The sequence below is a fragment of the Candidatus Accumulibacter sp. ACC007 genome (assembly GCF_907163205.1).
Classification (GTDB): Bacteria; Pseudomonadota; Gammaproteobacteria; order Burkholderiales; family Rhodocyclaceae; genus Accumulibacter; species Accumulibacter regalis.
Genome location: NZ_CAJQUD010000001.1, coordinates 94,563 through 120,319, shown reverse-complemented (window position 1 = coordinate 120,319; position 25,757 = coordinate 94,563). Strand labels below are relative to the sequence as shown.

The following is a 25,757-nucleotide window of genomic DNA, read 5'->3' as shown; positions in this document are numbered from 1 at the left end:
CAATAGGAGCAAACATGCCAAATAAACTTGGGAAATCGTTCAAAGCGGTCATTGCCCTGTCGATGTCGTTGGCCATCTCTCTGCCCGTCGCCATTGCGCAACAGAGCGCTGAGGCGCTGGTCGCCAGCAAGCGGCCGGCAGACATGAGCTACCGGGATCTGATGCAGATTCTCGGCCGCGCCTTGAACTGGATACAGGACGGCGTCCTCCTGCAGAACAAGCAACTGGTGCGGGCGGGCGTCAATGTGGTCGTCAATCATCCAGCACCCCGTCACAAACCCTGGACGATCATGGAAACGGCCGATCAGGAGGGCTTCAAGCAGGCACTATTGGCCTATGACAAGATACTCGACGCCAAGGCCAATGCTGTCGCCTCAGCGGTGGAAAAATCCGACTGGATGGAGGCGTCGGCGGCATTGGGCGAACTCCAGACAGCCTGCGTTTCCTGCCATGCCCAGTGGCAACACAAGGCACGCCGATGAATAGCACCTGGTCGGATCATCGAACACATCAAACACTTCAAACACAAGGAGCTTGAAACAATGAACAAATTAGTGATTGCTTTTCTATGCGTAGCCAGCCTGGCGGCGACTGCCGTGCATGCCGGTGCAGGCCACGATCATGGCCCGAAGTACGGCGGTATGGCGCGCGAGGTTGGATCGGTCACCTACGAACTGGTTGCCAAGTCCGATTCGCTGATGCTCTATGTGTCCGATAACGGCAAGCCGTTCACAACCCAGGGCGCAAAGGCTGAAGCAACGATCTATGCCGGAAACGACAAGACCACGGTTGCGCTCGATCCGGACGGCGACAACCGCATGAGCGCGAAGGGCGACTTCAAGGTCGGCGTCGGCGTGCGGGTTGCACTGCGCGTTACGCTGACTGGAAAACCCGAGGCGAAGGCGACCTTCAACCTCAAATGAAAACCCCGGTCGCCGTCTGGTTTGCGCTGCTGGCTGCCGCCCTGTTTGGTGGCAGCACCCCATTCGTCAAACTGCTGATTGGCGACACATCCCCTTTGGGGCTGGCAGGATTGCTCTATCTGGGCAGTGGCCTGGGCTTGGCCGTAGCGCGCTTACTGCGTGACCGCGGCTGGAAAGCTAGTGGCCTGTCAGGTTCGGACTGGTTCTGGTTCTCCGGGGCCATCTGCTTCGGCGGCGTACTTGGCCCATTCCTGCTCGTCTTCGGGCTTGTGGGAACCAGCGCCAGCACAGCCTCACTGCTGCTCAATCTGGAGGCGGTGCTCACTGCGGTCATCGCCTGGGTCGTGTTCAAGGAAAACGCCGACCGCCGCATTGTCCTCGGCATGCTCGCCATCGTTGCAGGAGGCGTCGTCCTGTCGTGGCCGACAGGGGAGGGAGGCGTCACCGGTTGGGTCGGTCCGCTCGCGATCATGGGCGCCTGCCTGTGTTGGGCGATCGACAACAATCTGACGCGCAAGGTCTCGGCGTCGGACGCCCTGTTCATTGCGGGCAGCAAAGGGATGATCGCTGGTGCGGTAAATTGCCTGCTCGCCCTGTCGTTCGGCGCAATGATGCCGAATGCGGGAATGGTCCTTGCCACGATGAGCATCGGATTGCTTGGCTATGGGATCAGCCTCGTGCTGTTCGTATTGGCCTTGCGCGGCCTCGGCACGGCGCGGACTGGCGCCTACTTTTCCACCGCGCCGTTCATCGGCGCAGCCGTGGCGCTAGTCTTGCTCGGGGAATCGACTGATCAAACGTTCTGGCTGGCAGCGGGCTTAATGGCCGGGGGCGTGTGGTTGCACCTGACCGAGCACCACGAGCACGAACATGCCCATGAGCCACTCGAACACCACCACACGCATACGCACGACGCGCACCATCAGCATCAGCACGCGTTTGAGTGGAACCCTGACACCCCTCATGCTCATCGACATGAGCACGGCGTCATCGTCCACAAGCATCCGCATTTCCCGGATATTCACCACCGGCACGCTCATTGAACAGCGGTAGATATCTTGGCGTGCCTGACTTTCCGTTTTCTGAGACTGCCCTAGGACAACAATGAATACAGTGTTCGTTATCGCTGGTCTGGCAGTGCTTACGCTTACCGGCTGCGCAGGACATACGCACGCTCTTGCGCCGGCAAGTAGAGACCCGAGTGTCACGGTTGGCACCTTCAGTCACGACGGGCGTGCGGCGCCTGAAATGGTCCTGGAAGTCGGAGGGCGGCGTTTCTTCGCCCAGGGCTTTGCGATACGCCGCGACGTGAAGCTTTCGGCCTCGCAACAGCACGATAGTCGCGGCAGGCGTCCCAGCTGGATATCGCCTGGAAGCGATACCGAACACTACGCCTACTCGGCCAATCCGGAATTGCACGCCGCGGATGGCGCGGTGCTCAGATGCACGCTGACCTGGCCTGCCCGGCAAGCGCCGGCGGGTTATTGCGAAAGGGATGAAGGGGCGCGTATCGCCGTCCGCTTTGAGTAAGCGAATCGGAAATCAAGGCTTCATCACAGCACTTTTTTCACCCCCTTGGCGACCTCATCGATCCCGGCATCCCGGTTTTTCTCTAGGAAGTTGAAGACCCAGCGCACGATCGCCCACCCAGGCAGACGACATCCTCGGTTCCACTCGTTTCACCAAGGACTGAGTGCAAATGATTGCACCGCCTCGGGAGGCGTTCGGGCGATCGGACGACAGGATCGCTCCTTGCGCTTTAGCACCGATTGACCCCGGTTACCCTAGCCGGTAATACTGATGAAGCCCACCATGACTTGCCATCCTCTTGCGTGATCGTACGGCTGCGATCCCAGCATTTGAAAGAACCGATATGACCACGCTGTCCCTCACCGATGCAGACCGCACCGTGTTCGCTGCCGTTGCCGCCGCACCTGATTCTCCCGGCACCATCGTGCGTGATTTCGACGCGCTTCTGAACTACCTCAGCACGGACGGTATTCCGGTTTCGCCAAAGACCAGCGAGTTCGCCATCGCTCGTCTGCCCGAACTCAATAGCCTCCTTACTCACCCCGCCCCAATCGGCCTCAGCCGCGGCAGGCAGATGTCCTACCCCCACGTAGATGGGTTGCACCTGCTGTTACGCTTTAGCCGGTTGGGAAAGGTCGATCGCTCAAGTACCACGCCGAGGATGGTCCTCAATACGGAAATGGCCGCCAAGTGGAAATTGCTCAGTCCGACAGAACGATATTTCAGCCTGCTCGAACGCTGGTGGAGCTTCGCCGATTTCGGGCCGGACCGTTTCGGCCTGGCAGCAGCCGACAGGATGGCAGAATATCGTTGCACCTTCCTGAAGCGCCACCGTCCTGGCAGCCGTGCGAAAGAGCGAGACGAAAAGTGGCAAGAGGCCATGTTGGCATTGCTCGGCATGAAGCAGATCGCCATGATGCAATTGTTCGGCTTGCTCGACATCGTTTCCGATCAGGCCGTCTCCGGTAAAGGCTGGCAGATCAAGCGGATGGTCGCGACACCATGGGGACTTTCCGCCAGCGCCACCTACCTTCGGGCATTCGGCTACACCTCCTCTACCGAATTGTTGGAGCATTTGCTCAACCCTTCGGGCGAGGATTCGGTCGAAGAGGAAGTGCCACGCGAAGAAGAACTGGATCGCCCTCCTTTCTTTACTTGGGCAGACGCGGTGATCCCGTTCTTTCCGGCCTGGCGCAGTTCTCTGGGAGAACCGGAGACCGTCGAACCGTTCCGAGGGAGTGTGACATTTAAGGTTTCGCTCGGCCAAGGTGTCTGGCGCCGCATCGTGATGCCTGCCGAAAGCGACTTCGCGGACCTCGCAGAATCCATCCTCGACGCGTTCAATTTCGATCACGAACACCTGTATCAGTTTCGCTACCAGGACGAATACGCCACCCTGCGCACACTGGATGACCCGAGCTGCAGCGACGTTGATGACGATTATGCTGACGAAGTGACCTTGGGAGAAGCCGGGTTGTCTCCCCGACAACTTGTCGAATTCCGCTATGACTTCGGCGACGACTGGCGCTTCAACGTGCTGGTGGAAAAGCTGGATGTGTCCGAAACCGGAGCGAAGCCTGCAGTCCTCGCCAAAGAGGGAAAGGCGCCACCGCAGTACCAGTGATTACGTGCGGCCCCCGTCTTACGGTCAGTGATCTCTGCGATCGCTTCTACTGACTCGCGATTATCTGCTGCCTGAAGGGGTTATTGACACTGCGGAGGTGCTGCCTGTGCCAGCCAACCACTACTCCATTAACGCGAGTTAATCGCAAGGCCCAGCCAAATCACTTCAGCAAGAAGTGCTCCATCCGGTGACCTGCTTCAACCAGCGCCTTGAACACATTCGGGAGTTTCCCACGACCGCTCCAGGTCACTCTTTTGTCGGGCGTGATGTATTTGGCTTTGACGGGGGTGCGCGCTTTCTGGGTACCTGCAGCGACTGCGCTAAAACCACACTGGGCCGCGGTCAAGTCGTATTCCTGGATAATGTCCTTCACCCGACGAATCGCTTTTGCCACTTCAGTTCTACGGGCTTCGTCGATCCGTTGATTGAGTTCTTCGCGTTCAGCAAGCAGTTCCTGGTAGTTCGGCATGGAGTCTCCTGAGAGATATTTCGGGTTTGAAGTGAAACGCCGAAAAGGCGCCACTGACGGGATTTTAATCGAGTGCGGGCTGATTCAATACGATAAACGCCTATTTGAACCGATTAGCCCAGGTCAGTTCAACGAATTGACCCGAACGAAATTCGATGTATCACACCCCCCAGGATATTTCATTGACAAGCTTGGCCCAGGTTCGCAGTTCTCGCCTCTCGCCGATTGCGCCATTGGATGACAGACCAGTCGCTCACCATCGCCCGCCGCACCGCGAGAAAGTCAGTTGATAACTTCGACCTGCACCCATTTGAAGATCACCCCGCAATCGGTTTCCACTCGCCGGGCGAGTAGCAAGATCGGCCCGTTGGGCACCAGCGTGACCGCCGCTCTGTGTTTCACAGCGGCAGCCCACCCGCCATGAAGCCCCAGCTCTTGCTCGCGCTCAGCATCCTCGATGCGTTGGCAAACGTCAGCGAGGGAAATCTCCGTCAGCGTGATGTCCGCGGTCAGCGAGGCCAGCATCCCGAGATCGAACTGATCGCTCACCAAATAGCGAGGGGGTTTGTTCATGACGCCTACTCCTTCCGCTCGCCCTGCGACTGCGTCGCTGCCTTCGAAAACCGCTCCAGGCGCCCCAGCGTCACGAGCATGTCAGCAAGGTAATGCGCCTGACGACGATACGCGCCGGCCTCGCTTTCTACGGCGGTGACCAGGTCATCGTCCCACCCCGAGGTGTGTCGAAGCAGGTCCTCCATGCGGTAGCCGAACACTTGTGCATCCCGGCGCCGACTGTTGTTGCGCTTCGGAATGTACGTTCGGCGCGCCTCGCGACCTTGAGCCTTCCTGCCGTACCAATTGACCAGGTACCACTCGAGGGAGAGCGCATTGCCCCGCTGCCGAACCCGAAACTGCAACGTGTTCTTCTGGCTCCATTCCTTGCCGGTGTTTGCCTCCATGACTTCCTGCAGGTAGCGATTACCCAGGTCTTTGGCCTGTTCGAACACGTCTTTCAGCTGAGCTTGCAGCAGCGCTCGTACGTCCCTGATCCGGTCTTCCATCGGTAGTCCGTGCCCCCTTTTAAAGATAAGGATTCGCCACCCCACCAATCCTTATGAAAAATCGGCCAAAACGCCGACACCCGGATAGCGCAAGACCTTGGTTGCGACAGAGGCCAAGCACCATTTCCGGTCACCAAGGACGGCCATTTCGCCTATCTGGACGGCTTCAAGGCCTCGCAGGGCGTCGACCAAGGGGTAATTCCAGGCCAATGAGCAGGCTTTTTCTTCCATAAGGCTGCAGCCCAACCAATCCTTATGTAATAGGGCATGGTGGGTGCAATCGTAGGCACCAGCCACCTCCCCTTGCGGCCGAGATGCGTCCTTCCCGGTCGCATTTCGAACCTGATACCGAGCACGCTCGATTGGCATGCGGCCAGGTGCTCTGGCGGTGCACAGATCGTGGTCAAAAATGCTCAAAACCCCAGAGGTATCGCTGCAGGGTTCCTGCGGTACCACTGCCCCGTTTCGCTGCCCCATCCCGAACGCGCTGATCAACGACAGAGGCCATCTGCCTGCCCGAGAGACGGCAACGGCCGGCGTTGCCGGGATGTAAAGCGGGATGAAGACGAGGTTCCTCAGACGATCCGACATGGTGGCTACCTTCCCTGTCATGCTTCTTGGGGCGTGGGTTCTTGACCCTCTTTCGGCGCCATGATCTAGCTGCCCGCCGTTTGCTCATGACCACCATGGTGCCGGACATGCGGTGGAGGATTCCATGCCGCCACCGGGCGACTTCGGTAGCCAGCCCAACCCGTTTGTTCCGCAACATTCGCGCTTCTTCCGACGCGTGAACAAACCGTCACACGTGTGAAGAAACCTTCACACGACGGCGGTGCTTTCTCCGTCAAAAATAGCGATACTTCTGGAAAAGAGGATCGGAGCGCTTCATGTTCAAAGTGGCCGTCATCGAAGACGACATTCCCACCAGCAACCAACTCAAGGAATGGATTCTTTCCGCGCACCCGGGCATCACCGTGGAGCAGTGGTTCACCCGCGACGATGCGGAAGCCGCCCTGGCTCGCGTGCAATACGACCTGGTGGTGCTGGATATCGAACTGGGGCGGGAGCGTCACGCGGGTGTTGCGATCATCAACGCGATCAACAAGCGCACCAGCGGTACACCGGTGCTGGTGGTCTCGGCGATGCCCGCCACCATCTACCGCGGCATCATGAAGGCACTGGATGCCTGGGATTACTTGCAGAAGGCCACCTTCGAGGAAGCCGAGTTCATCGATACCTTCCTGGAAATCCTGCGTGCCGTCCGACAGCGTGCAAGCGTCAAGCCGCCCTTGGCTGCCAGCGAGGAACTCTCCATTGACCCCCTGCGGCAGAGCACGCCCCTATGGCGGGGACAACGAATCAACCTGCCACTGACCGCCCAGCGCATCCTCGCCGCGCTCTACGAGAAACGGGGCGAGGTGGTCTCTTACGAAGAACTGTCCCAGGTGGTCAAGAGCGGCCGGAGTCGGGACAACATCCGTAAACACATCAGCAGCATCCGTGAGGCTTTCCGCGAACTGGACGAGGCGTTCGACCGTATCGAGAACATCCCCATGCGCGGCTTCCGATGGTCCGACCCGATCTCCACCGGCGCAAGCGATCGGTAAGCGGGCGATGGACAGCAGCGTGTTCCTCCGCGGCGCTCCGGTGCATCGCTACGCCTCTTCGGTGAGGTCGCCGGAATGAAACCGCTGGCCTGGCTAGCGTCGTTCCGGCTGCGCATCCTCTTTCGGACTTCCTTCCTGCTGCTCGCGCTGGCCGTGGTGGCCATGGCGGTCGCAGTGCTGCAGGAGGAAAAGCAGCGCAGTTACGACAACTATCAAACGAGCTTCGCCAAGACCAAGGAACAGATCGTCGCCCGCCTGCGCCACCCGGCCGGCCAGCTGGCACTCCTCAACCCGCCGCGCGGCGACGGCCCCGTGACACCGCTACGCCCGGTGATGCTACCCTTCTCGGCCATCGATTTCGACGACCAGGGCAAGGTCCGCCATGCTGTGGAAATGGCCGGTTGCCTGGTCCAATACAAGAACTACGGCAGCCTGTGCATCGCGATTGCCAACAACCCCTGGGCCGGCGGCTTCATCTATGCGGCGGGCACTTTTGTCAGCAGCACGCTGCTGCCTCACCGCATCGGCAACGAGTTCCTCGATGGCGCTCACCGCCTGCGGGTGGTGGTCAGCCTGCGCGGACAGACGTACCGCTGGCTCGCACCCTTCGAAGTCCCGAGCCGTGACGAGCGTCGGCGAGCGTCGGGGATGCGGGGTCGTTTTACCGGTTACGTGGAGCTGGACGACCGGGACTACACCGGCGAGATGCCGGTGAAAGAATTCCGCGGCTGGGTATGGCAGAGCGGCAGGTGCCTCGACGCCACCCGGGAGAGCGACGAGCATTGCGACAAGAAATCGTTCTTCTCGTTACGCCTGCCGATCGAGGTCCTGCGCGATGCACTCTTCCAACCGGAAAAGCCCCAGTGGCCGCCCCCCGACCTCGACCAGTTCCAGGTTCGCGTCGAAGTGCTACCCCCCGGGGACGGCCCGGCGATTTTCGACAGCAACGAGGACGGTGCCGTCCCGCCGTTTTCCCTCAACGACCTGACAGGCCTTCTTCTGCCCGGCGAAACCCTGACGATTCAGAAGGCTGACCGCGGTGAGCATACCAATCTGGTGCAACTACATGGCAAGGACGAGGTCCTGGAGGAGCCTTCGCCACTACTCACCCGCCTGATTCGCAAATTGCCGGTGGAACGTTACGACGCCCCGGTCGAACTCGCCGACGAGGTGGTGACGCCCATGGGCAGCTATCGAATTCTGTTCCACGGTGATGCGCGCAGTGTGAACAAGATCCTGAGCGCCATCGCCTCGCGCGTTTCCTGGTTTGTCGGTGCCATGCTGCTGGCCATCGCGCTGGCGTGGCTGGTCATCGAGACCGGCGTCGTCCGGCGCATATCCCGTCTCACGCGACGTTCCAGCGCGCTCTCCAGAAGCGTGAAGGGCATAGGCGGCCTGCAGCGCTTCGATCTGGCAGATCTCCGCGGCAGCGACGAACTGGGGATCCTCGCCAACTGCCTCAACGACCTCCTGCGTCGTGTGAAAGAAGACGCCGAGCGGGAAAGGATACGCGCCGAGCAGGAACGGGACATGTGGCACGCCGTTGGTCACGAAATCATGTCGCCGCTACAATCGCTCCTGGTGCTGCATGGCCACGCCGGCGACCCCAGCTATCGCTACATCAATCGCATGCAGCAGGCGGTGCGTGTGCTCTACGGCAACGCCAGTCCGAGCGAAGCCTTTCAGTCCTCGGCGTTGCAGGTGCAGGCGATCGACATTGCCAAGCTTCTACGAAATGTCGCTGACAACGCCGGTTTTGTCGACGTGCGTTGCGCCGCTGCGTACCAACCGGTGTGGGTACGCGCCGACGAGTTCCCCCTCGAAGACGTCTTCGCGCACATCCTCAAGAATGCCGATCGCTACCGTCAGCCCGGCACGCCGATCACCCTCACCCTGGAGACCACGGAGACCACGGCGACGGTGATCATTCACAATGTCGGCCGACTCATTGCTGAGGATTTCCTGGACAAGATCTTCGAGTACGGCGTCTCCGAGCATGCGGAAGCCGGCGCCAACGGTAACCGGGGCCAAGGTCTCTTCGTCGCCAAGACGTACATGGCGAAGATGGGCGGGACGATCAACGTTCGGAACGTGGAAGATGGCGTGAGTTTCTTGCTGACGCTGCAGCGAATGCGGGTTGGAGGGACTCAGTAAGGTCCGCCAACAGGTTCCAGGCAGGAGATCGCGTGTTTCTGCCGCCGCGCCGGAGCGCAGGTGCAGAGCCGAGAATCCAGCACCGGCCTTGACCGATGATCATCCCGGACGGGGATGATCATGGCGCTTGCGAGTGCATGGTGCGTGGAAATTAGTGCAGGACACCAACGACCGCCAGCCCTCGCCTCGACTGCGCCTGGCCGGACCCTCTGGCTTCCCGCCCTCAAGAGCGCCGCTTGTAAATGGACCAAGATGAGCAAGGCCGAAACCCCTGGAGAATCGCCACCCGATGGAATGACGTCCGATCGAGTGCACGAGAGCCTGTCAATTCCTCAAGTCGAATCGAGCGCGATTGGACCCGTTTGAAGCTCTTCATCGGACACCACTCCATGGCGGCCTTTGCCAGAAAGTGCGGGATCGCGGACTCCGTGCTCCGGACGTACCTCAACGACGGACGAATGCCACCGCTGGACAAGGCGCTGGCCATTGCCGTCGCCGACGGCGTTACCGTTGACTGGCTCGCGACAGGACGCGGCCGACGCGTCTCGGCCCAAGTCCTCGCGGCCTACGGCACAGCATCTGGCAGAGCCGGCGATGCCGAAGGACCACAAACACCGGCACTCGACCCCGTTGTGCTCGAAGGCATCCTGAAGGCCGTCCTCGAAGCCCAGGGCGCGCGCGCGACACCTGAACACCTGCCGCCTTATCCGTATCTGTCGACCGGTATCAACGCGCCATGGCGGGAATAGCCCCCCCGAGGCCTTCGGCCGCGGTTATCCGCAAACCCGCGCCCTTTCGCCGATCAGCGGAGTGCCTGCTCCCGCTTCCGGCAAGTGAAGCGTCATCCCCCTCTACCGAACGAACGCCATTCAGCGCAACAAACAAGACTCAAGCCTGACGACGTCCAGCAGGCGATGGACTGCAACCAGTTGGGTCCGCGACCCATCGTCTGAAGGAGGATGCCCCGGAACCCCACCTGCGGACCAACGCAGAGGCACCACCAGAAAAGCTCAGCGAATGCTCACTGTCCGCGCCTTCCACGTCGGCGCTTGCCACCGGTAGAAGGCCGACAGCGAGGTCGGTTTGTCGGCCCAGCGCTCGACTTCGAGGCTGGACACGCTCAGCAACTCGAAACTGACCTTGTAACGGCCGTCCACCTTCGCCTCACGGGCGGCGAGCATCTTCGTGCGGCCCGGCACCCATCCGGCGAATTCGACGTAGGCAAGGTCGGGGGTGTCGGTCGCCGGCGGTACGACATCGAGGGTCCAGCCCCTCGGTTCCTGGCGAAAGACCCACATCTCGCGCCAGGTGTCGAGCGGCTGCACGGCCAGGGTCAGAGCGGCACCCTCGGGGTGGGCGACAGCTGACGCCGACCAGACGATGCCGTAGGTACAGCGCTTGAGAAGCGGGTTCTTCACGTCGTGTCGCGCATCGACCAGATGAACGCAGGTCTCGCCTGGCTCACCGGCAGTGGTGACGATCCCGAGACCGACCGGCGCCTTGATCGCGTCGAAGGGTAGCCCGGGCTCGGCGGCCCAGCGCGAAGCGCCCACACGAATCGCGGCATCGCTGTAGGTCGCGGCATCGCTTTCCGCCAACTCGTGTTTGTTGATCGCCGCCAGTTCGTCCACCGCGCGGTTACCTGCCTCGGCAACGGCCGCGGTGCCGAGTTCGGACCGTCTCGCCCGTTGCCAGGCGAGACTTGCCCAGACCCCGGCCTTGCGCAAGTGCAGGCGGTTCTTGAGGACCTCCGGGAGCTGGGACGTGTCGATCCGGTCCAGCACTTCGGCCCGCCAGTTGTCGAGGGCGAACCGCTCGACCGGCGTCAGCCTCGGTGATACGCAGTCGTGACGGGTCAGCGCCAGCGCCGCCAGGGCTTTCTGCAAATCGGTCGCCGGTAGCGCGAGGACACGACGAAAGGCGTCGCCGTCGTAGCAGAGCTGGACTTGGTCGTCGCGCTCGACGCTGACCATGGTCACGCCGTAAGCGGCAGCGACTTCGAGATGCTCGCCAACGGCGCTGTCGGGTCTCCTCGCCTGGCGCGAGGTGGCGCTTCGGGCGAGGCGTTCGGCGAAGGTGCCGAGCGCGTCGAACACCTCACCATCAATGGCTGCCGCCGGCGCTGCCTTGAGATAGGCGGCGGCATAGCTGATGCCCAGGGCTTCCGCCCCGGGGGTGTCGCGCAGGAAACGGACCACGGCAAGCAGTTCGGGCGCGTTTTCCGGTTTCAGCGACTGCGGCCGAACCTGGCTCGCGCGAACGTAGCCGGCACGTTCCCGGCGATGGTCGTAGACCTGCAGGTAATCGCCCTTGGCGCCACGAATTTCCAGACTGTCACCCTGCCACAGCATGGCGTGCTGGGCGGCGCTTTCCCGCGGGGCTGCACGCAGGCCGGCCTGATCCTGGGTGACGATGGCGATGATGGTGAGTGCGGTGGCCAGCATGATCATTGCCCTCCCTCGAAACGCTCGTCCGCTGCTCGACCGTCCGACACCTCATAGCGTCCTGATGGCGCAGGCGTCACTCGGCTGCTACCGAGCAGGGCGGCGCCGATGAAGCCGCCGTCGCGGGGTGGTGGCGCGATGATCACCGAAATCTTGTCGGAGAGCTTGTCGGCCATCGTTTTCTGGATCAGGAGCGGATGCTTGTCGATCAGCGCGCCGTCACGGGCCAGCTGTTCGCTGGCGACCTTTCCCATGCGATCCTGCCGATACGCTTCGGCGTCGGCCAGCTGCCGGCGCGAATCGGCTTCGCCGGCCGCCTCGATGCGACGTGCCTGGGCGGTGGCTTCGGCGCGCTTGATGCGGCTCACTTTCTCGGCTTCGGCTTCAAGCCCGCGTTGCTCGATCTGTTTCTGCTTGAAGGGCAGGACGTGTTTCATCGCTTCGGCCTGTGCCCTGGCAGCGATGATCTGCTCCTGGCCGGCGGCCTCGGCGGCGGTTTCCCGGCGGACTTTCTGGGCCAGGGCTTCGAGTTCGCTCTGCTTGACCTGTTTGTCTTTGAGCTCCAGCGTGTAGCGCATTTTTTCGCTGGCGATTTCTTCGGCGAGCAGGGTCTCCATGCCCGCCCGGTAGTCGCGCGGCAGGTCCACCTTGCCCAGGGTCACCGATTCCAGAACAATTCCGTCGGCCGCCAGGCGGGGTTTCAGTTCGCGCTCGATGGACTCCTGAATGTCCTGGCGTTTGCTGGAGAAGATCTCGCGTACCGTGTAGCGGGACAGGGTCTTGTAGAGGACACCCTGCACCACCGGCTCGACGATCTCACCGTTGAGGTCCTCGGGCAGGTTCCTGGCCATGGCCGCGATCTGTTTCGGGTCAAGCGCGTAGCGCACCGCGATGTCGATGCCGAGCGAGAGCCCCTCCACCGACTGGAAAGGCGCCGGGCCGCTGGCTTCAAGGCCATCGATCGGGCGATAGACCTGGTCGCGCAGCGAGAAGCGGCGCAGCTGGTGCAAGCCGGGGACGACAAGCGCTGCGCCTTCGCGCACCTCGACCGAACCGCCGGTAAACTGGTTGAGGCGGATGCCGACTTCACCGCGGCCAATGCTTTGCACCGGGGGATTGGTGTAGAGAGCGTAACCGCTGGCGGCCAGCACACTGAAGGCGATGAGACCAACGGCGCGATGACGGATGGCGCTGCCGCAACTGGTCGCCACTCGACCCACACCGGCAGCCGAGTAACCCAGGGCACTGCGAACGCTTTGAGCGATCTTGGTGAGCTGTTCCGACATAATGTTTCTCCCCACAGGATGATCTTCGACGGAAGGGGTCACTGCCCCGCCGTGGGGTCGGGAAGATCGGTCCGCACCCCGGTTCGGCATGGAATCCATGGTCGTCCAAGTGCCGTGGAGGGTTCAAAGGCGGTGCGGGGGCAGTTTCGTAACGGGCCGGCGGCTTTTCTACCGGGACGTCCCCATTTCTTCAGGGGTGTGAACAAATCTTCACAACCGGGCCCTGAACGTGCCCGTCAAGCGGGGGAATCTGCGGCGTGTGCAGGCGGCTGGCCGCTGAAGAAGCCTCCCCTGCCTCGGCGAAATTCGTCTTTTCTGGTCGCTTTTCGAATCCTGCTGGGCCGACCGTTTCCATAGCATCAGGTGCACTGGCGGCGCACTGAACGCGCGAAGGAACGTTGAACGCTCCTCTTGTGTGCCTGAAGGTTTCCTGCAGCGCTTCTGCCAGGCTTCGCTGCCCAGTTCCGGGCGCGGTGGTCAATGACGTGACCCAGGAGAAGACCTGAGATGACAGTTCTCGGAATCGATATCGGCTATTCCAACCTCAAGTTGGCCTGCGGAGACCCCGGTGGCGAACCCCGGGTTGTGCTGCGACCCGCCGGCGCTGCGCCCGCCGATCGGCTCGGAGAAAAGATCGCCAGCGACGGCGAGGAAGATTTCTTGCGCGTGCTGGTGAACGGGGAACCGTTTGTCTCCGGTCTATCGCCGGATCGCGCCGAGCTATGGAGTCGCGAGTTGCACGAGGACTACCCGTCGACGGCCTCTTATCGCGCCCTCTTCCATGCAGGGCTTCTGCTTTCCGAATTGGAGCAGATCGATCGGGTTGTTACCGGGCTTCCGGTCAATCAGTATCTCGATCCTGCGTTGCGCGAGCGTTTGGCCGGGCAGATGCGGGGAGAGCACCAGATCACGCCGCGGCGAAGGGTCACCGTGAGCGAGGTCAAGGTCGTCCCGCAGCCCGTGGGAGGGTTCGTCGACTACGTCTGGGGTTTGCCGGATGCTTCGGAAATCGAGGATAGCCGGGTGCTGGTGGTCGACCCCGGCTTTTTCTCGGTCGACTGGCTCCTGATCAGCAATGGCGAGCTGCGGCGCCAGTCGTGTGGCACGAGCCTGGAGGCGTCTTCGGTGATCCTTGATGAAGCCGTTCGCCTGATCGCACAGGATTTTGGGGGCAACGTAGGCAGAGAACGCCTGGAGCACACGCTCCGCAAGGGACACGCGCAGGTCCGTCTTCTCGGCGAGCGGGTCGAAATCGCACCCTACGTGAAGAAGGCTGCCGACAAGGTCGGGCCGATCGTCACCACCCGGTTGCGAGAATCGCTTCGAAAGGAAAACGCGAGTGCTGACCTAGTGCTGCTGGTAGGCGGCGGCGCGGGATTCTTTGAGGAGGCGATCAAGGACGCCTTCCCACAGCTCAAGGTGTCGACGACGGAGGCGCCGGTTTTTGCGAACGTGCGCGGGTTCTGGCGGATGGGTGCTTGAGATGTCGTCGCTGCGCATCGTGGTGAAGATCCCGACGGGCACCTACCCGGAGTTGCTTGCCGACCTTGGTACCGTCGCGACACGAGCGCGGGCGGAACGGCTCAGAGTGCTGGCGATGATCGGCTTGAGGGATTTGCGTCACGGTCCGTCGCGAGGTCATGCGTCATCGAACTTGCAGGACCCGACGCAGGAAGGCGCAGCCGATCGAAAGAAGTCAGCGAACACGATCATTCGCAAGCTGACTCAGGGACTGTAGTCCCGAGGAGCATCAAGGCATTCTGCCGCGATGAGCGGCTCACAGAAGGCCTCGATGGGGCCGCCGGCGCCCTACCTTCACCGTGCTCCCGCAGGCCTTCGAGTACTGGGGAGGAATTTGCCCACGCTTCTCGACCGAGCCCGCGCGCTGCCCTGTTCGCTGCTGGCAGCGCCTAATTCCCGGGCAGTGGAAAGTTTCCCTTGGCGGAGGCCGGTCGAAGGCGGCTTTCCACCGTTTGTCCACCGCTTACCCACAGGGTTGCCAGCGCATTCTGTGGACAGGGACAGGACTGCTCCGTGTTTGCCCAACAGAAAGCGCAGCAGACGTTCGCTGCTTGGCTTGGCTTGGTTACCTATACTGGAAGTACATTCCTCCCAAGGAGCACCAGCGATGAAGATGAATATGCTGCGTTTTGGCACGATCGAGGTTGAGGGCGCGCGTTACGACTACGATCTCGTCATCGAACAGGGAAGCATCCGAAAGCGAACGAAGGGGCCCTCAAAGACCTATCGCGCAGCTTATGGGCATACGCCCTTCTCCGCCGACGAAGCCATCCCTTGGCACGGGAAACGGCTGTACATCGGAACGGGGATGTACGGCGCGTTGCCAATCATGCCCGCTGTCTATGCCGCCGCCGAGAAGAAGGGCATCGAGGTGGTCGCGCTGCCGACCCCGGAAGTCTGCAGCAAGCTGGAACGGATGAAAGCCGACGACGTCAATGCCGTCCTGCACGTGACCTGCTGAGGAACCGTCCGGACGCCCAGGCAGTGTCCTGCCGTCTGCCCGCGATTGTGGCGACAGTGATTTTCCGGAGGGACGGGCGGGATCCCTGCCATGTGAATACCGCCTCGATGAAGATCGGCAAGGACGCCTGCTCGATATCCCGTGTTCCAGCCGGAGAAGTAGAAGCGGCGGTGATTGCACAAGTCAGGAAAGTGCTGCAAGCACCCGAGGTCATGTCCCAGGCCATCCGTGAGGTGGTGGCCCTTGATCCCACAGCCGATGAGCAAGAAACCATTCTGACGTTGCAATCGATCGAACCGGCGTGGGATGAATTGTTTCCGGCCGAGCGGGCCAGAATCATTCAACTGCTGGTGGAGCGCGTAACCGTCAGCCCCACGGGTCTCAGGATTGACATGAAAACGGCAGGCATGCGGGAACTCATCCTGTCCGTGATTCCTGAAGGCAAGAAAGCCGCATGATGGTTACGAACAGCGTGGAAGTGGTCTCCGTTGTAGTACCGATGACCTTCAAGAAACGCGGTGGGCGCAAGGTAATCGTTCTGCCCGATGGAACGCACGGCAACCCGATGCCGATGGCGACCATCGACAACACCATGATCAAGGCGGTCGCGCGGACATTTCGCTGGCAGAAATTGCTGGAGAACGGTACCTACGGTTGTCTGGACGAGATCGCCAAAGCAGAACGCATCGGACCTTCCTTCGTGAGTCGCGCCATTCGGCTGGCCTTGCTGGCACCAGACATCGTGGAAGCCATTCTCGCGGGAAAGCAGCCTGCGACCCTGACGCTGAAACATCTAATGCAGCCATTTCCGGTGGAGTGGTCGGGGCAGCGAGGTGGGCTCCCGGTCATCGCGATAAGGCGTTCGCGCGTTGTTTGAAGATATCGACATACACCGGACCCGCATGAAACGTCTATTCGTCGCCGTCGCACTGATCGTCTCCACCGCCCCCGTGCTGCCCGCCGACCTTGGCGTCTCGGTAAGCATCGGCCAACCCGGCTTCATCAATACCGTCCACTCCCGAACATCGCGAGCTGGATAGTCGCACCGGCAACCAGCTCCGGGACGGGAGCGGTGACCCCCAACTTTGCCGGAGTGAGGCCATGAACAAGAACGGATCATTGATTGTCGGGCTGACGATGGTGGCATCGCTGCTGATGACTGCTTGCGTCGTCGGGCCGCCGGGCCCTTACTACGGGCAAGCGGTGCGGGTTGCGCCACCGCCGCCGCAGTACGAGTACCCGGGCTATCCGCCGTTTACCGACTACGTGTGGATATCGGGTTACTGGGGCTGGGGTGGTGCCCGCTACGCGTGGGTGCCCGGCCGTTGGGAAGCGCCTCGTCGTGGTTACCTTTGGGTGCCGCATCGCTGGGAACGCAGTGGCGACTCCTGGCGTCAATCCGGCGGCCGCTGGGAAAACGATGCGCGGCCCCGACCGGCGCCAGCGCCACGCATGGAGGCGCAACCCATGCCCCGGCCGGAACGGGATAACCCACCGCGTCGGCAGTGGGATGGGGATACTCATAACTCCCGGAACGGGCAGCCAAGGAGCGAGCAACGGCCTGCCCCTTCTGTCGAGCGCGATAATTCTCTCGGCTATGCGCCACGCGACAAGGGGCGGCCGGCCGCAAGCAATCCGGCACTTCGCCCGGAGCGCGACAATGCCGCTCGGCCGCAAAGCCGTTCGGCTCCGGATGCCGGGCCGTCACCCGAGCGAAGCAGGTCTGGGCGCGACAAACGCTCTCCCGATGACGCCAAGGGTGATTCGCGTTCCAGGCGTCGCCAGTCCGCAGACGATGGTCAAGGCTGAGGAGAAAATCGCGCCCTGTCACTGAAAATGACAGGCCCCCGGACCCTCGGGGTGGCCGCAACTTCCGCAGGGGCTCGGCAGACCGGCGGCACTCGAAGCCGTGCTGGTAACGGCGGCAAAAGCCGACAGCTTCTTGTGCAGTTCGCTGCTGTGGCAGTCTGGACACTCGGAGGTTTCAGTTCGGAATCGGTCGCGCGGCGTAGCTCTGTGCTGTTGGCGTCGGCATACGCCGATCACGGAAACGAAGCTATTCGATCGTCTTGATGCCTCGGCACTTTGGAAAAGCCATGCATCCCCAGAAGGCGCCTCCCGCGTTCGCCCCCTGTTTCGCAATGCGCTTTACCATGAGGCCGCCACAACGGGGACAGGCTGGCTCTGCTGAAGCCGTGGGAGTTTGTCCAGGCGTCTGCACGCTGGCTGGAATTGCTCGGGGCGATGCCATCTCGGGTCGGGCGGCACGAACCCGATCAATCATGGCTTTGAGCGCCGAACCATCAATCAGCTCGATATTCTTCCCTTCCACGAAAGAGCGCGCATCTGGTGTGAAGGTGCCCGACGTGACAACGAAGCCTCCGGTGGCGCCCTGCGATGCCATCACGCCGAACAATTCACGCACCACATTGACCGAAACCTTGTACGCCCGCCACTGCTTGCACTGCACGAGGAATACCTCGCTGCCCTTCCTCAATTCCAGATCAATCCCTCCATCGGCACCACCGCCGCCAGTTTCAACCACTGAAAACCCACGCATCCGGAAGGCTTCGCCGACGAGTAACTCGAAGTCGCTCCAATTCAAGGCGCGCAGGGTAGCACCGGACTTGTCGCCAGCAGTGTCGTGGACGAGTCCTTCACGTTTGCGTCGTCCGAAGAAGGATGCGGCTGCACCGGCCAAGAAAAGCAGCGGGACGATGTATTGGCCGTAAAGGGCCAGCGCCTTGGTCATTTGACCGACGGCCATCTGCCCGATCTGCCCTGGAGCCACATTGGTTGGTACATCCATAGACGCATACCTGTGCAGGATCACGTAGGCGACGACAGCCAAGATGCTCCCGACCCACCACGGAAGCGCTGCAGCAATTCCGAACAGGTCTTCAAAGACGCTGCTATTTCTTCTTCTGGCCATCACTGATTCCTGTCAGCGTTCCTACCCAGTCCATGAAGCCTATCGGCTATCTTCGCATCGTTGCGCGAATGTCAAACTTTGCAGCAATCTTGCCTACACCCATTGAATAAGCAGCGAGGCTGAGCTGGGCATACTTCTTGGCAGCATAGATAGCCAGCCTCCCAGACATGCGACGATTGAAGCCGGTGTAAGTACATCCAGAGAATGTCACGTCAAGGGTTGCAGTAGTTGCCAGCATCCCCGGCGTAGCAATTCCCTTCAACTTGCAGCCGTTTTCCGGGCTCGAACCCATCACCTTGCCCTGCGGGTCAATTTCGATGGTCATCGGAACGACGGCATGTGCCTCCGGGGAAACCGCGCCAGAGACAGTTGCTTGATACTGTGTTTGGCCTCGCCAACTTCCCGTGGTTGTCGTGTAGGCTGAATTGGCAGCGTCACCAAAGACGTTGTTCGGTTTGTCTTGGGGCTTCTGGTCGCTTTGGCCCTCTTCAGCCGTGCAGGGGCGGTCGGTGAGTAGCGTGCGCCCATTCTCTACGCATCGATATTGGGCATGAGCGGTTGTGGCAAACACCCCGAGGGCGATGGTTGCTAGCAGTTTGTTCATTTCATGCTCTGGGAAAGGCCAGAATTGTTGAATAATTCCCCATGTTTTGTCCCAGCCATGGCTAGAATAGTGGCATGCCGAACCAGATTCCGCCACCATCCCCGGAAATCAATCGTCTCAGAGCCGCTGCAGCTCTGATCCCGATCATTGAGTCTGGCTTGCTGGCCTCAAAGCTCTCCATCGAAAGGGCTTCGCTCATGGCGTCGTTCTGCGAATGGACGGTAGAGCAACCTTCCGACGATCCAAACTTGGTTCAACTGGCCGAAACTGTGGGTAGTGGCCTGAAACGAATAAAAATCGCGTTGTCGTCTGCTGCCTGAGATTCCGTTGCCATTGCGGGAGATTCGCGTCGGAGGCGTCCACCGGCAACTGGGCGCGAAACCTCGTCAGGCTGTCAAATATCTTGGCATCATTTTGTTTTGGATTGCCTAGAACATTCGAGTACATTAATGGGGACCAGTACTACTGGCGCCAAGAAAAGAAAAGGCAGTCAATACTGCCAAGACACATCCCCTGCAACACAATCGATGCACCGTCGCATAACCAAGATGTGGGCCAGCTGCGTTGTTCCAGCGGATGTTGTGATCGCGCTCCTTACAACGCGGCCAGAACGCAATGCAAGGGAGCGGGGCGAATCTGTCCTGACCAGTGGCTGCCCCGACCGGTACTGACCATGTCCAACCCGTTCTTCGACCACCCGATCCTTAATTCGCCGTACGAGTGCCCCTTGAAACACTGGGAGCTTGACGAGACCGGACAACCAACGCAGAAGACTCTGGAAATGCGGCGGCGCGCGCAGTTCATCACGCCGATCCCCAAGCCCAAGAAGCGCAAGAGCGCTACCAAGAGCACGCAGCAGGCCTTCGTTTTCGATGATGGCAAGGGGCTGTCGACAAAGCAGCAGCAGTACGACCCGACGTCGATCATCAACCAGGTGCGTGGCCATGTTGACGCCTGGCGCGCCCTGCCCAATCCGAGCCAGTGGCAGGTGACGCCGGAGACGACACGCTTGCTGCAACATTGGCGCCATCACAAGTTCAGCGGCATTCGTCCGTTCTTCTGTCAGGTGGAAGCGGTGGAGACCGCGATCTGGCTCGCCGAAGTGGCACCGCAATCGAAGTACGGCAAGGGCATTCTCGAACATCTTGCGGCGGCCAACCGGGACGCCAATCCGTTGCTGATGCGGCTGGCACTGAAGCTCGCCACAGGGGCGGGCAAAACGACGGTAATGGCCATGATCATCGCCTGGCAGACGGTCAACGCGGTCAGGCGCCCGGGCAGCAAGAACTTCACGCGCGGATTCCTGATTTGTGCGCCCGGTCTGACCATCAAGGATCGCCTGCGGGTCCTGCAGCCGAACGACCCCAACAGTTACTACAAAGATCGCGAACTGGTACCGAGCGACATGCTCGACGAACTGAATCGCGCCAAGATCGTCATCACCAATTTCCACGCCTTCAAGCTGCGCGAACGCATCGCGGTGTCCAAAGGCGGGCGTCAGTTGCTCCAGGGCCGCACCGGCGACGAGCTGCAGACGCTGGAAAACGAAGGCCAGATGGTGCAGCGGGTGATGCCGGACCTGATGGGCATGAAGAACATCCTGGTGATCAACGACGAGGCACACCACTGCTACCGCGAGAAGCCGCAAGACGCCGAGGAAGAGGACCTGAAGGGCGACGAAAAGAAGGAGGCCGAAAAGAACAACGAGGCCGCCCGCCTGTGGATTTCAGGGCTCGAAGCGGTCAACCGCAAGCTGGGCGTTGCCCGGGTCATGGACCTGTCAGCGACCCCCTTCTTCCTCAGTGGCTCCGGCTACGTCGAGGGCACACTGTTTCCATGGACGATGAGCGATTTTTCGCTAATGGATGCCATCGAATGCGGCATCGTCAAGCTGCCGCGCGTCCCGGTCGCACAGAACATCACCGGTGACGAATTGCCGGTCTTCCGCAACCTGTGGGCACACATCGGCAAGGAAATGCCCAAGAAGGGCCGTGGGCAGAGCGAGGACCTCGACCCGCTCAAGCTGCCTGTTCGCCTGCAAACCGCCCTGCAGGCGCTCTATGGCCACTACGAAGAGACCTACAGGCTCTGGCAGCAGTTCGGCATCCGCGTGCCGCCCTGCTTCATCATCGTCTGCCAGAACACCGCCATTTCCAAACTGGTCTATGACTTCGTCTCTGGCTTTCATCGCAAGAACGACGATGGCACCACGACGCTCGAAAACGGCCGCCTGGCGCTGTTTCGCAATTTCGACGACATCACCGGCAACCCCTTGCCACGGCCCAATACCCTGCTCATCGACAGCGAGCAACTGGAAGCTGGCGATGCCCTCGACGACAACTTCCGTGGCATGGCGGCCGACGAAATCGAACGTTTTCGGCGCGAGATCGTCGAGCGCTCGGGCGACGCCAATGCCGGCGCCAGCATCGCGGACCAGGAACTCTTGCGCGAGGTGATGAACACCGTCGGCAAGCAGGGACAACTGGGCGGCGCCATCCGCTGCGTTGTTTCGGTGTCGATGCTCACCGAGGGTTGGGACGCCAATACCGTCACCCACGTCCTCGGCATTCGCGCCTTTGGTACCCAACTGCTGTGCGAGCAGGTGATTGGGCGCGCGTTGCGCCGTCAGTCCTACGACCTCAACGAGGAAGGGCTGTTCAACGTCGAGTACGCAGACGTCTTCGGCATCCCCTTCGACTTCACCGCCAAGCCGGTCATTGCGCCCCCGCAACCACCGCGCGAAACGGTGCAGGTCAAGGCAATCCGACCGGAACGCGACGCGCTGGAGATTCGCTTTCCGCGCGTCGAAGGCTACCGGGTCGAGTTGCCGGAGGAGCGACTGACCGCCGACTTCAACGAAGAGTCGGTGCTGGAACTTACCCCGGAACTGACCGGACCCACCGAAAACCGCAACGAAGGCATCATCGGCGAGGGAGTGAACCTCACCGTTGCGCACCTTGGCGACATGCGACCTTCCACCCTGCTCTTTCACCTGACCCAGCGGCTGCTGTACACCAAATGGCGCGACCCCGGCGAGGACCCTAAACTCCACCTGTTCGGCCAGTTGAAGCGGATCACCAAGCAATGGCTGGATGGTGACGAGAAGCGCAAGTATCTCGTCTGCAAGGGTGGCACCTACCCGGCGCAGCTGATGTATCAGGAACTGGCCGACATGGCCTGCAACAAGATCACCGCCGCGATCACCCGCAAGTTCCTCGGCGAGCGCCCGATCAAGGCCTTGCTCGACCCCTACAACCCCACCGGCTCGACCAGTCACGTTCGCTTCAACACCTCGAAGGCGGACCGCTGGGAGACGTGTTCCCGCTCGTGCCACATCAACTGGGTAGTGCTCGACAGCGATTGGGAAGGTGAATTCTGCCGGGTGGCGGAAGCGCACCCCAAGGTGCGTGCCTATGCGAAGAACCACGGCCTGGGTCTGGAAGTGCCGTATCGCTACGGCTCGGAGACGCGCAAGTACCTGCCCGACTTCATCGTGCTGGTGGACGACGGCCACGGAGAGGAAGATCTGCTGCACCTCGTCGTCGAGATCAAGGGCTACCGGCGGGAGGATGCGGTCGAGAAGAAATCGACCATGGACACCTACTGGGTGCCCGGCGTGAACCACCTCGGCAGCCATGGCCGCTGGGCCTTCGCCGAATTCACCGAGGTGTACCAGATCGAGGCCGACTTTGCCGCCAAGGTCGAAAGCGAATTCAACCAGATGATCGACTCCGCTGCAGAACAAGCGGCGACAGGGAAGCAATAAACATGGCCACCAGAACAACGACCATCAAGACCGTCGAAGCGCTCAAGCACGACGAGGCACGGCGCAAGAACATCCCGACGGCGGAGTGCCAGCCAATACTGGAGAGGGAGCAGCAGCAACCGAAAGAGATACGCTACCCGCGCAACGTCGCTGGCGACAGCGACGAAAAATCCAACCGAAATCGCGACCTCGACCCGCAGCTCGTCTGGCGCGGCAAGGACCAGCAGGACTGGAGCGACCTCGTCGTCCACGCGCCACCGCTGTACATCCAGGAGAAGGTGCATCCGAAGGTGCTGATTGACGATCTGCTGCGCAGCACCAGGGAGCGCGCACACGAGGCCGGGCAGATTACGCCGGACCTGTTCGCCGACTTCAACGGTATCCCGACCGGGACCGACAAGACCGAGTTCTACCAGCACGACCAGAACTGGACCAACCGCATGATCCTCGGCGACTCGCTGCAGGTCATGGCTAGCCTCGCCGAGCGCGAAGGCCTGCGCGGCAAGGTGCAGTGCATCTACCTCGATCCGCCATACGGCATCAAGTTCAACAGCAACTTCCAGTGGAGCACCACCAGCCGCGACGTCAAGGACGGCAAGGCCGACCACATCACCCGCGAGCCCGAGCAGGTCAAAGCCTTCCGCGACACCTGGCGCGACGGGATACACAGCTACCTGACCTACCTGCGGGACCGGCTCACGATTGCGCGCGATCTGCTGACCGAGTCGGGATCGATCTTTGTGCAGATTGGCCAAGAGAACTGCCACCTCATCCGCTCACTCTTGGACGAAGTATTCGGAGCTGAAAGCTTCATCTCCCAAATCGTGTTCTCGAAGACAGCGAGTGCAACGTCTGAATTTCTGTCCGGCACCTACGATGTTCTCGTCTTCTACGCAAAGTCACGCGAGCACCTCAAGTATCACCAACTGCTAACTGTGAAACAAATCGGTGGCGCTGGGGGAAGTGCATACAAGCGAGTGCGCCTGCCCGATTTGGCTGAAAGAGTGATTTCACTTGAGGAATTTTCTGGACAACGGAATCTGCCAGCTGGCTCGCGCCTATTCCGTATCGATAACCTCACGAGTCAAAGTGTTGGCCGCGACAAGGGTGAAGGCGCTGCATCGTGGTTCCCCGTGGAGTTCGAGGGTCAGACACTTCGCCCTTCGGAAAAGGTTCGGTGGAAAACAAACGAGCAAGGAATGGGAAGACTCAAAGCTGCGTCTCGCCTCAGCTCAACGAGCAAGGGTCTTTATTACGTCCGCTATTTCCAAGATTTCGCTGCATTTCAGGAGAGCAATATTTGGGGCGATACCGGTATTGCGGGCTTCGCCTCTGAAAAGCGATACGTCGTCGAAACTTCGGAAAAAGTGATCCAACGGTGCATTCTCATGGCTACCGACCCAGGCGACCTCGTCCTCGACCCAACCTGCGGTTCCGGTACCACCGCTACCGTCGCCGAGCAATGGGGCCGCCGCTGGATCACCATTGATACCTCTCGCGTCGCACTGGCGCTGGCCCGCGCCCGCGTCATGGGCGCGCGCTATCCTTTCTACCTGCTTGCCGATTCCCGCACTGGTCAGCTCAAGGAAGCCGAAGTCACGCGCAGCACACCGAGTTCGCAACCGGTGCGTGGCGACATCCGCCATGGCTTCGTCTATGAGCGCGTGCCGCACATCATGCTTAGTTCCATTGCAAAAAACGCCGAGATCGATGTCATTTGGGAGCAGTGGCAGGCGAGGCTGGAACCCTTGCGCGAGGCACTGAACGCGGCGATCGGCAAGTCTTGGCAGGAGTGGGAGATCCCGCGCGAAGCAACCGTAAAGGACTACGCAAAATGGCCGGAAACAACGAAGAAGCTGCACGCCGACTGGTGGCAGGCGCGCATCGCCCGGCAGCAGGAAATCGACGCTTCCATCGCTGCCAAGGCCGAATTCGAAACGCTCTACGACAAGCCCTACGAGGACCGGAAGACGGTCCGCGTCGCCGGCCCGTTCACCGTCGAAAGCCTCAGCCCGCACCGCGTGCTCGGTGTCGACGAGGACGACGAACTGATCGACACGCTCAATCAGGAGCACGCCGACTACGCGGCGAAACAGTCATTCCCGCAGATGGTCCTCGACAACCTCAAGACCGCCGGCGTGCAGCAGGCGCACAAGGAGGGCCGGATCAGTTTCACCGCCCTCACCCTCTGGCCCGGCGATCTGGTCTGCGCCGAAGGCCGCTACCTGGAAGGCAATGCCGAAAGCGGCTGCGAGAAGCGCGCGGCGGTCTTCATCGGCCCCGAGTTCGGCACCGTCCAGCGCGCCGACCTCGTCGCCGCCGCCCGTGAGGCGGGCGATGGCGGCTTCGACGTGCTGATCGCCTGCGCCTTCAACTACGAGGCGCATGCCACCGATTTCAGCAAGCTCGGCCGCATCCCGGTGCTCAAGGCGCGCATGAACGCCGATCTGCACATGGCCGAGGACCTCAAGAACACTGGCAAGGGCAACCTCTTCGTGATCTTCGGCGAACCGGACATCACCCTGCTCCCCGAGCCAGACGGCAAGCTGCGCCTGAAAGTGAACGGCGTCGACGTCTTCAAACCGCAAACCGGCGAAGTGATCAGCCACGGCGCCGACGGCATCGCCTGCTGGTTCATCGACACCGACTACAACGAAGAAAGCTTCTTCGTCCGCCACGCCTACTTCCTCGGCGCCAACGATCCCTACAAGTCCCTGAAGACAACCCTCAAGGCCGAGATCGACCCGGAGGCCTGGGCGACCCTGAACAGCGACACCTCACGGCCGTTCGACAAACCGAAATCAGGGCGGATCGCGGTGAAGGTGATCAATCACCTGGGGGATGAGGTGATGAAAGTGTTTAAGGTTCAGTGAAC

Annotated in this window: 25 protein-coding genes; 18 read left to right on the top strand and 7 right to left on the bottom strand. The window is 61.2% G+C overall.

Annotation, left to right across the window (positions count from 1 at the left end; all coding sequences use genetic code 11):
- Positions 1-14 precede the first annotated feature (14 nt).
- The 5 genes from QZ634_RS00380 (at position 15) to QZ634_RS00360 (ending at position 4,077) form a co-directional block, all read left to right on the top strand.
- The gene (locus QZ634_RS00380) at positions 15-482 is read left to right on the top strand and encodes a hypothetical protein (protein WP_291984587.1); all 468 of its coding nucleotides are present in this window, start codon (positions 15-17) and stop codon (positions 480-482) included.
- Positions 483-542: 60 nt separating this feature from the next.
- Positions 543-923 carry a hypothetical protein gene (locus QZ634_RS00375; protein WP_291984584.1) on the top strand — a complete coding sequence of 127 codons (381 nt, stop codon included), beginning with the start codon at positions 543-545 and terminating at the stop codon, positions 921-923.
- Positions 920-1,966 (top strand): DMT family transporter, encoded by a 1,047-nt coding sequence (locus tag QZ634_RS00370; protein WP_291984582.1) that lies wholly within the window; start codon positions 920-922, stop codon positions 1,964-1,966. Before QZ634_RS00375 ends, QZ634_RS00370 begins: the two co-directional genes overlap by 4 nt.
- A 61-nt stretch (positions 1,967-2,027) precedes the next feature.
- Complete coding sequence (locus QZ634_RS00365) at positions 2,028-2,453, top strand: hypothetical protein (protein WP_291984581.1); 426 nt, start codon at positions 2,028-2,030, stop codon at positions 2,451-2,453.
- A gap of 343 nt (positions 2,454-2,796) precedes the next feature.
- Positions 2,797-4,077: a plasmid pRiA4b ORF-3 family protein gene (locus QZ634_RS00360; protein ID WP_291984579.1), complete on the top strand. Its 1,281-nt coding sequence runs from the start codon at positions 2,797-2,799 to the stop codon at positions 4,075-4,077.
- A gap of 160 nt (positions 4,078-4,237) precedes the next feature.
- On the opposite strand, the gene QZ634_RS00355 is transcribed toward QZ634_RS00360, so the two are convergent.
- The 3 genes from QZ634_RS00355 to mobI form a co-directional block, all read right to left on the bottom strand.
- Positions 4,238-4,546, bottom strand: a complete 309-nt coding sequence (locus QZ634_RS00355) for an H-NS histone family protein (protein WP_291984577.1) — start codon at positions 4,544-4,546, stop codon at positions 4,238-4,240.
- 282 nt (positions 4,547-4,828) lie between these two features.
- Positions 4,829-5,119 carry a hypothetical protein gene (locus QZ634_RS00350; RefSeq protein WP_291984575.1) on the bottom strand — a complete coding sequence of 97 codons (291 nt, stop codon included), beginning with the start codon at positions 5,117-5,119 and terminating at the stop codon, positions 4,829-4,831.
- 5 nt (positions 5,120-5,124) lie between these two features.
- Positions 5,125-5,607, bottom strand: a complete 483-nt coding sequence (mobI, locus tag QZ634_RS00345) for a conjugative transfer protein MobI(A/C) (protein WP_291984573.1) — start codon at positions 5,605-5,607, stop codon at positions 5,125-5,127.
- A gap of 887 nt (positions 5,608-6,494) precedes the next feature.
- Here mobI and QZ634_RS00340 point away from each other — a divergent pair.
- From QZ634_RS00340 to QZ634_RS00330, 3 genes are all read left to right on the top strand, one after another.
- The gene (locus tag QZ634_RS00340; protein ID WP_291984571.1) at positions 6,495-7,214 is read left to right on the top strand and encodes a response regulator; all 720 of its coding nucleotides are present in this window, start codon (positions 6,495-6,497) and stop codon (positions 7,212-7,214) included.
- Between the two features lie 75 nt (positions 7,215-7,289).
- Positions 7,290-9,368, top strand: a complete 2,079-nt coding sequence (locus tag QZ634_RS00335; protein WP_291984569.1) for a HAMP domain-containing sensor histidine kinase — start codon at positions 7,290-7,292, stop codon at positions 9,366-9,368.
- Between the two features lie 362 nt (positions 9,369-9,730).
- Positions 9,731-10,117 carry a helix-turn-helix transcriptional regulator gene (locus QZ634_RS00330; RefSeq protein WP_291984567.1) on the top strand — a complete coding sequence of 129 codons (387 nt, stop codon included), beginning with the start codon at positions 9,731-9,733 and terminating at the stop codon, positions 10,115-10,117.
- Between the two features lie 261 nt (positions 10,118-10,378).
- Here QZ634_RS00330 and QZ634_RS00325 read toward each other — a convergent pair whose 3' ends face one another.
- Entirely contained in the window at positions 10,379-11,818 is a 1,440-nt protein-coding gene (locus tag QZ634_RS00325; protein WP_291984565.1) for a hypothetical protein, read from the bottom strand.
- A complete protein-coding gene (locus QZ634_RS00320; RefSeq protein ID WP_291984563.1) occupies positions 11,815-13,098 on the bottom strand; it encodes an SPFH domain-containing protein in 1,284 nt (427 codons plus the stop codon). The genes QZ634_RS00325 and QZ634_RS00320 overlap by 4 nt, the downstream gene beginning before the upstream one ends.
- Positions 13,099-13,605: 507 nt before the next feature.
- On the opposite strand from QZ634_RS00320, the gene QZ634_RS00315 reads away from it, so the two are divergent.
- From QZ634_RS00315 to QZ634_RS00285, 7 genes are all read left to right on the top strand, one after another.
- Positions 13,606-14,580: a ParM/StbA family protein gene (locus QZ634_RS00315; protein WP_291984561.1), complete on the top strand. Its 975-nt coding sequence runs from the start codon at positions 13,606-13,608 to the stop codon at positions 14,578-14,580.
- Between the two features lies 1 nt (position 14,581).
- Positions 14,582-14,836 (top strand): hypothetical protein, encoded by a 255-nt coding sequence (locus QZ634_RS00310; RefSeq protein WP_291984559.1) that lies wholly within the window; start codon positions 14,582-14,584, stop codon positions 14,834-14,836.
- A gap of 390 nt (positions 14,837-15,226) precedes the next feature.
- Positions 15,227-15,580 carry a hypothetical protein gene (locus QZ634_RS00305; RefSeq protein WP_291984557.1) on the top strand — a complete coding sequence of 118 codons (354 nt, stop codon included), beginning with the start codon at positions 15,227-15,229 and terminating at the stop codon, positions 15,578-15,580.
- A gap of 107 nt (positions 15,581-15,687) precedes the next feature.
- Positions 15,688-16,038, top strand: coding sequence for a hypothetical protein (locus QZ634_RS00300; RefSeq protein ID WP_291984555.1), 351 nt, complete (start codon positions 15,688-15,690; stop codon positions 16,036-16,038).
- Positions 16,035-16,457 carry a hypothetical protein gene (locus QZ634_RS00295; protein WP_366145342.1) on the top strand — a complete coding sequence of 141 codons (423 nt, stop codon included), beginning with the start codon at positions 16,035-16,037 and terminating at the stop codon, positions 16,455-16,457. The genes QZ634_RS00300 and QZ634_RS00295 overlap by 4 nt, the downstream gene beginning before the upstream one ends.
- Before the next feature lie 25 nt (positions 16,458-16,482).
- A complete protein-coding gene (locus QZ634_RS00290) occupies positions 16,483-16,620 on the top strand; it encodes a hypothetical protein (RefSeq protein WP_291984553.1) in 138 nt (45 codons plus the stop codon).
- A gap of 61 nt (positions 16,621-16,681) precedes the next feature.
- On the top strand, positions 16,682-17,389 hold the full coding sequence (locus QZ634_RS00285; protein ID WP_291984551.1) for a hypothetical protein: 708 nt from the start codon (positions 16,682-16,684) through the stop codon (positions 17,387-17,389).
- Positions 17,390-17,636: 247 nt separating this feature from the next.
- Here the strand turns inward: QZ634_RS00285 and QZ634_RS00280 are convergent, their stop codons facing one another.
- Together QZ634_RS00280 and QZ634_RS00275 are read right to left on the bottom strand one after the other, a co-directional pair.
- On the bottom strand, positions 17,637-18,512 hold the full coding sequence (locus QZ634_RS00280; protein WP_291984549.1) for a restriction endonuclease: 876 nt from the start codon (positions 18,510-18,512) through the stop codon (positions 17,637-17,639).
- A gap of 46 nt (positions 18,513-18,558) precedes the next feature.
- A complete protein-coding gene (locus QZ634_RS00275) occupies positions 18,559-19,116 on the bottom strand; it encodes a hypothetical protein (RefSeq protein ID WP_291984547.1) in 558 nt (185 codons plus the stop codon).
- 74 nt (positions 19,117-19,190) lie between these two features.
- On the opposite strand from QZ634_RS00275, the gene QZ634_RS00270 reads away from it, so the two are divergent.
- The 3 genes from QZ634_RS00270 (at position 19,191) to QZ634_RS00260 (ending at position 25,755) form a co-directional block, all read left to right on the top strand.
- Positions 19,191-19,436: a hypothetical protein gene (locus QZ634_RS00270; RefSeq protein ID WP_291984545.1), complete on the top strand. Its 246-nt coding sequence runs from the start codon at positions 19,191-19,193 to the stop codon at positions 19,434-19,436.
- 353 nt (positions 19,437-19,789) lie between these two features.
- A complete protein-coding gene (locus QZ634_RS00265; RefSeq protein WP_291984543.1) occupies positions 19,790-22,882 on the top strand; it encodes a BPTD_3080 family restriction endonuclease in 3,093 nt (1,030 codons plus the stop codon).
- Between the two features lie 2 nt (positions 22,883-22,884).
- On the top strand, positions 22,885-25,755 hold the full coding sequence (locus QZ634_RS00260; RefSeq protein WP_291984541.1) for a site-specific DNA-methyltransferase: 2,871 nt from the start codon (positions 22,885-22,887) through the stop codon (positions 25,753-25,755).
- The last annotated feature ends 2 nt before the right edge of the window (positions 25,756-25,757 follow it).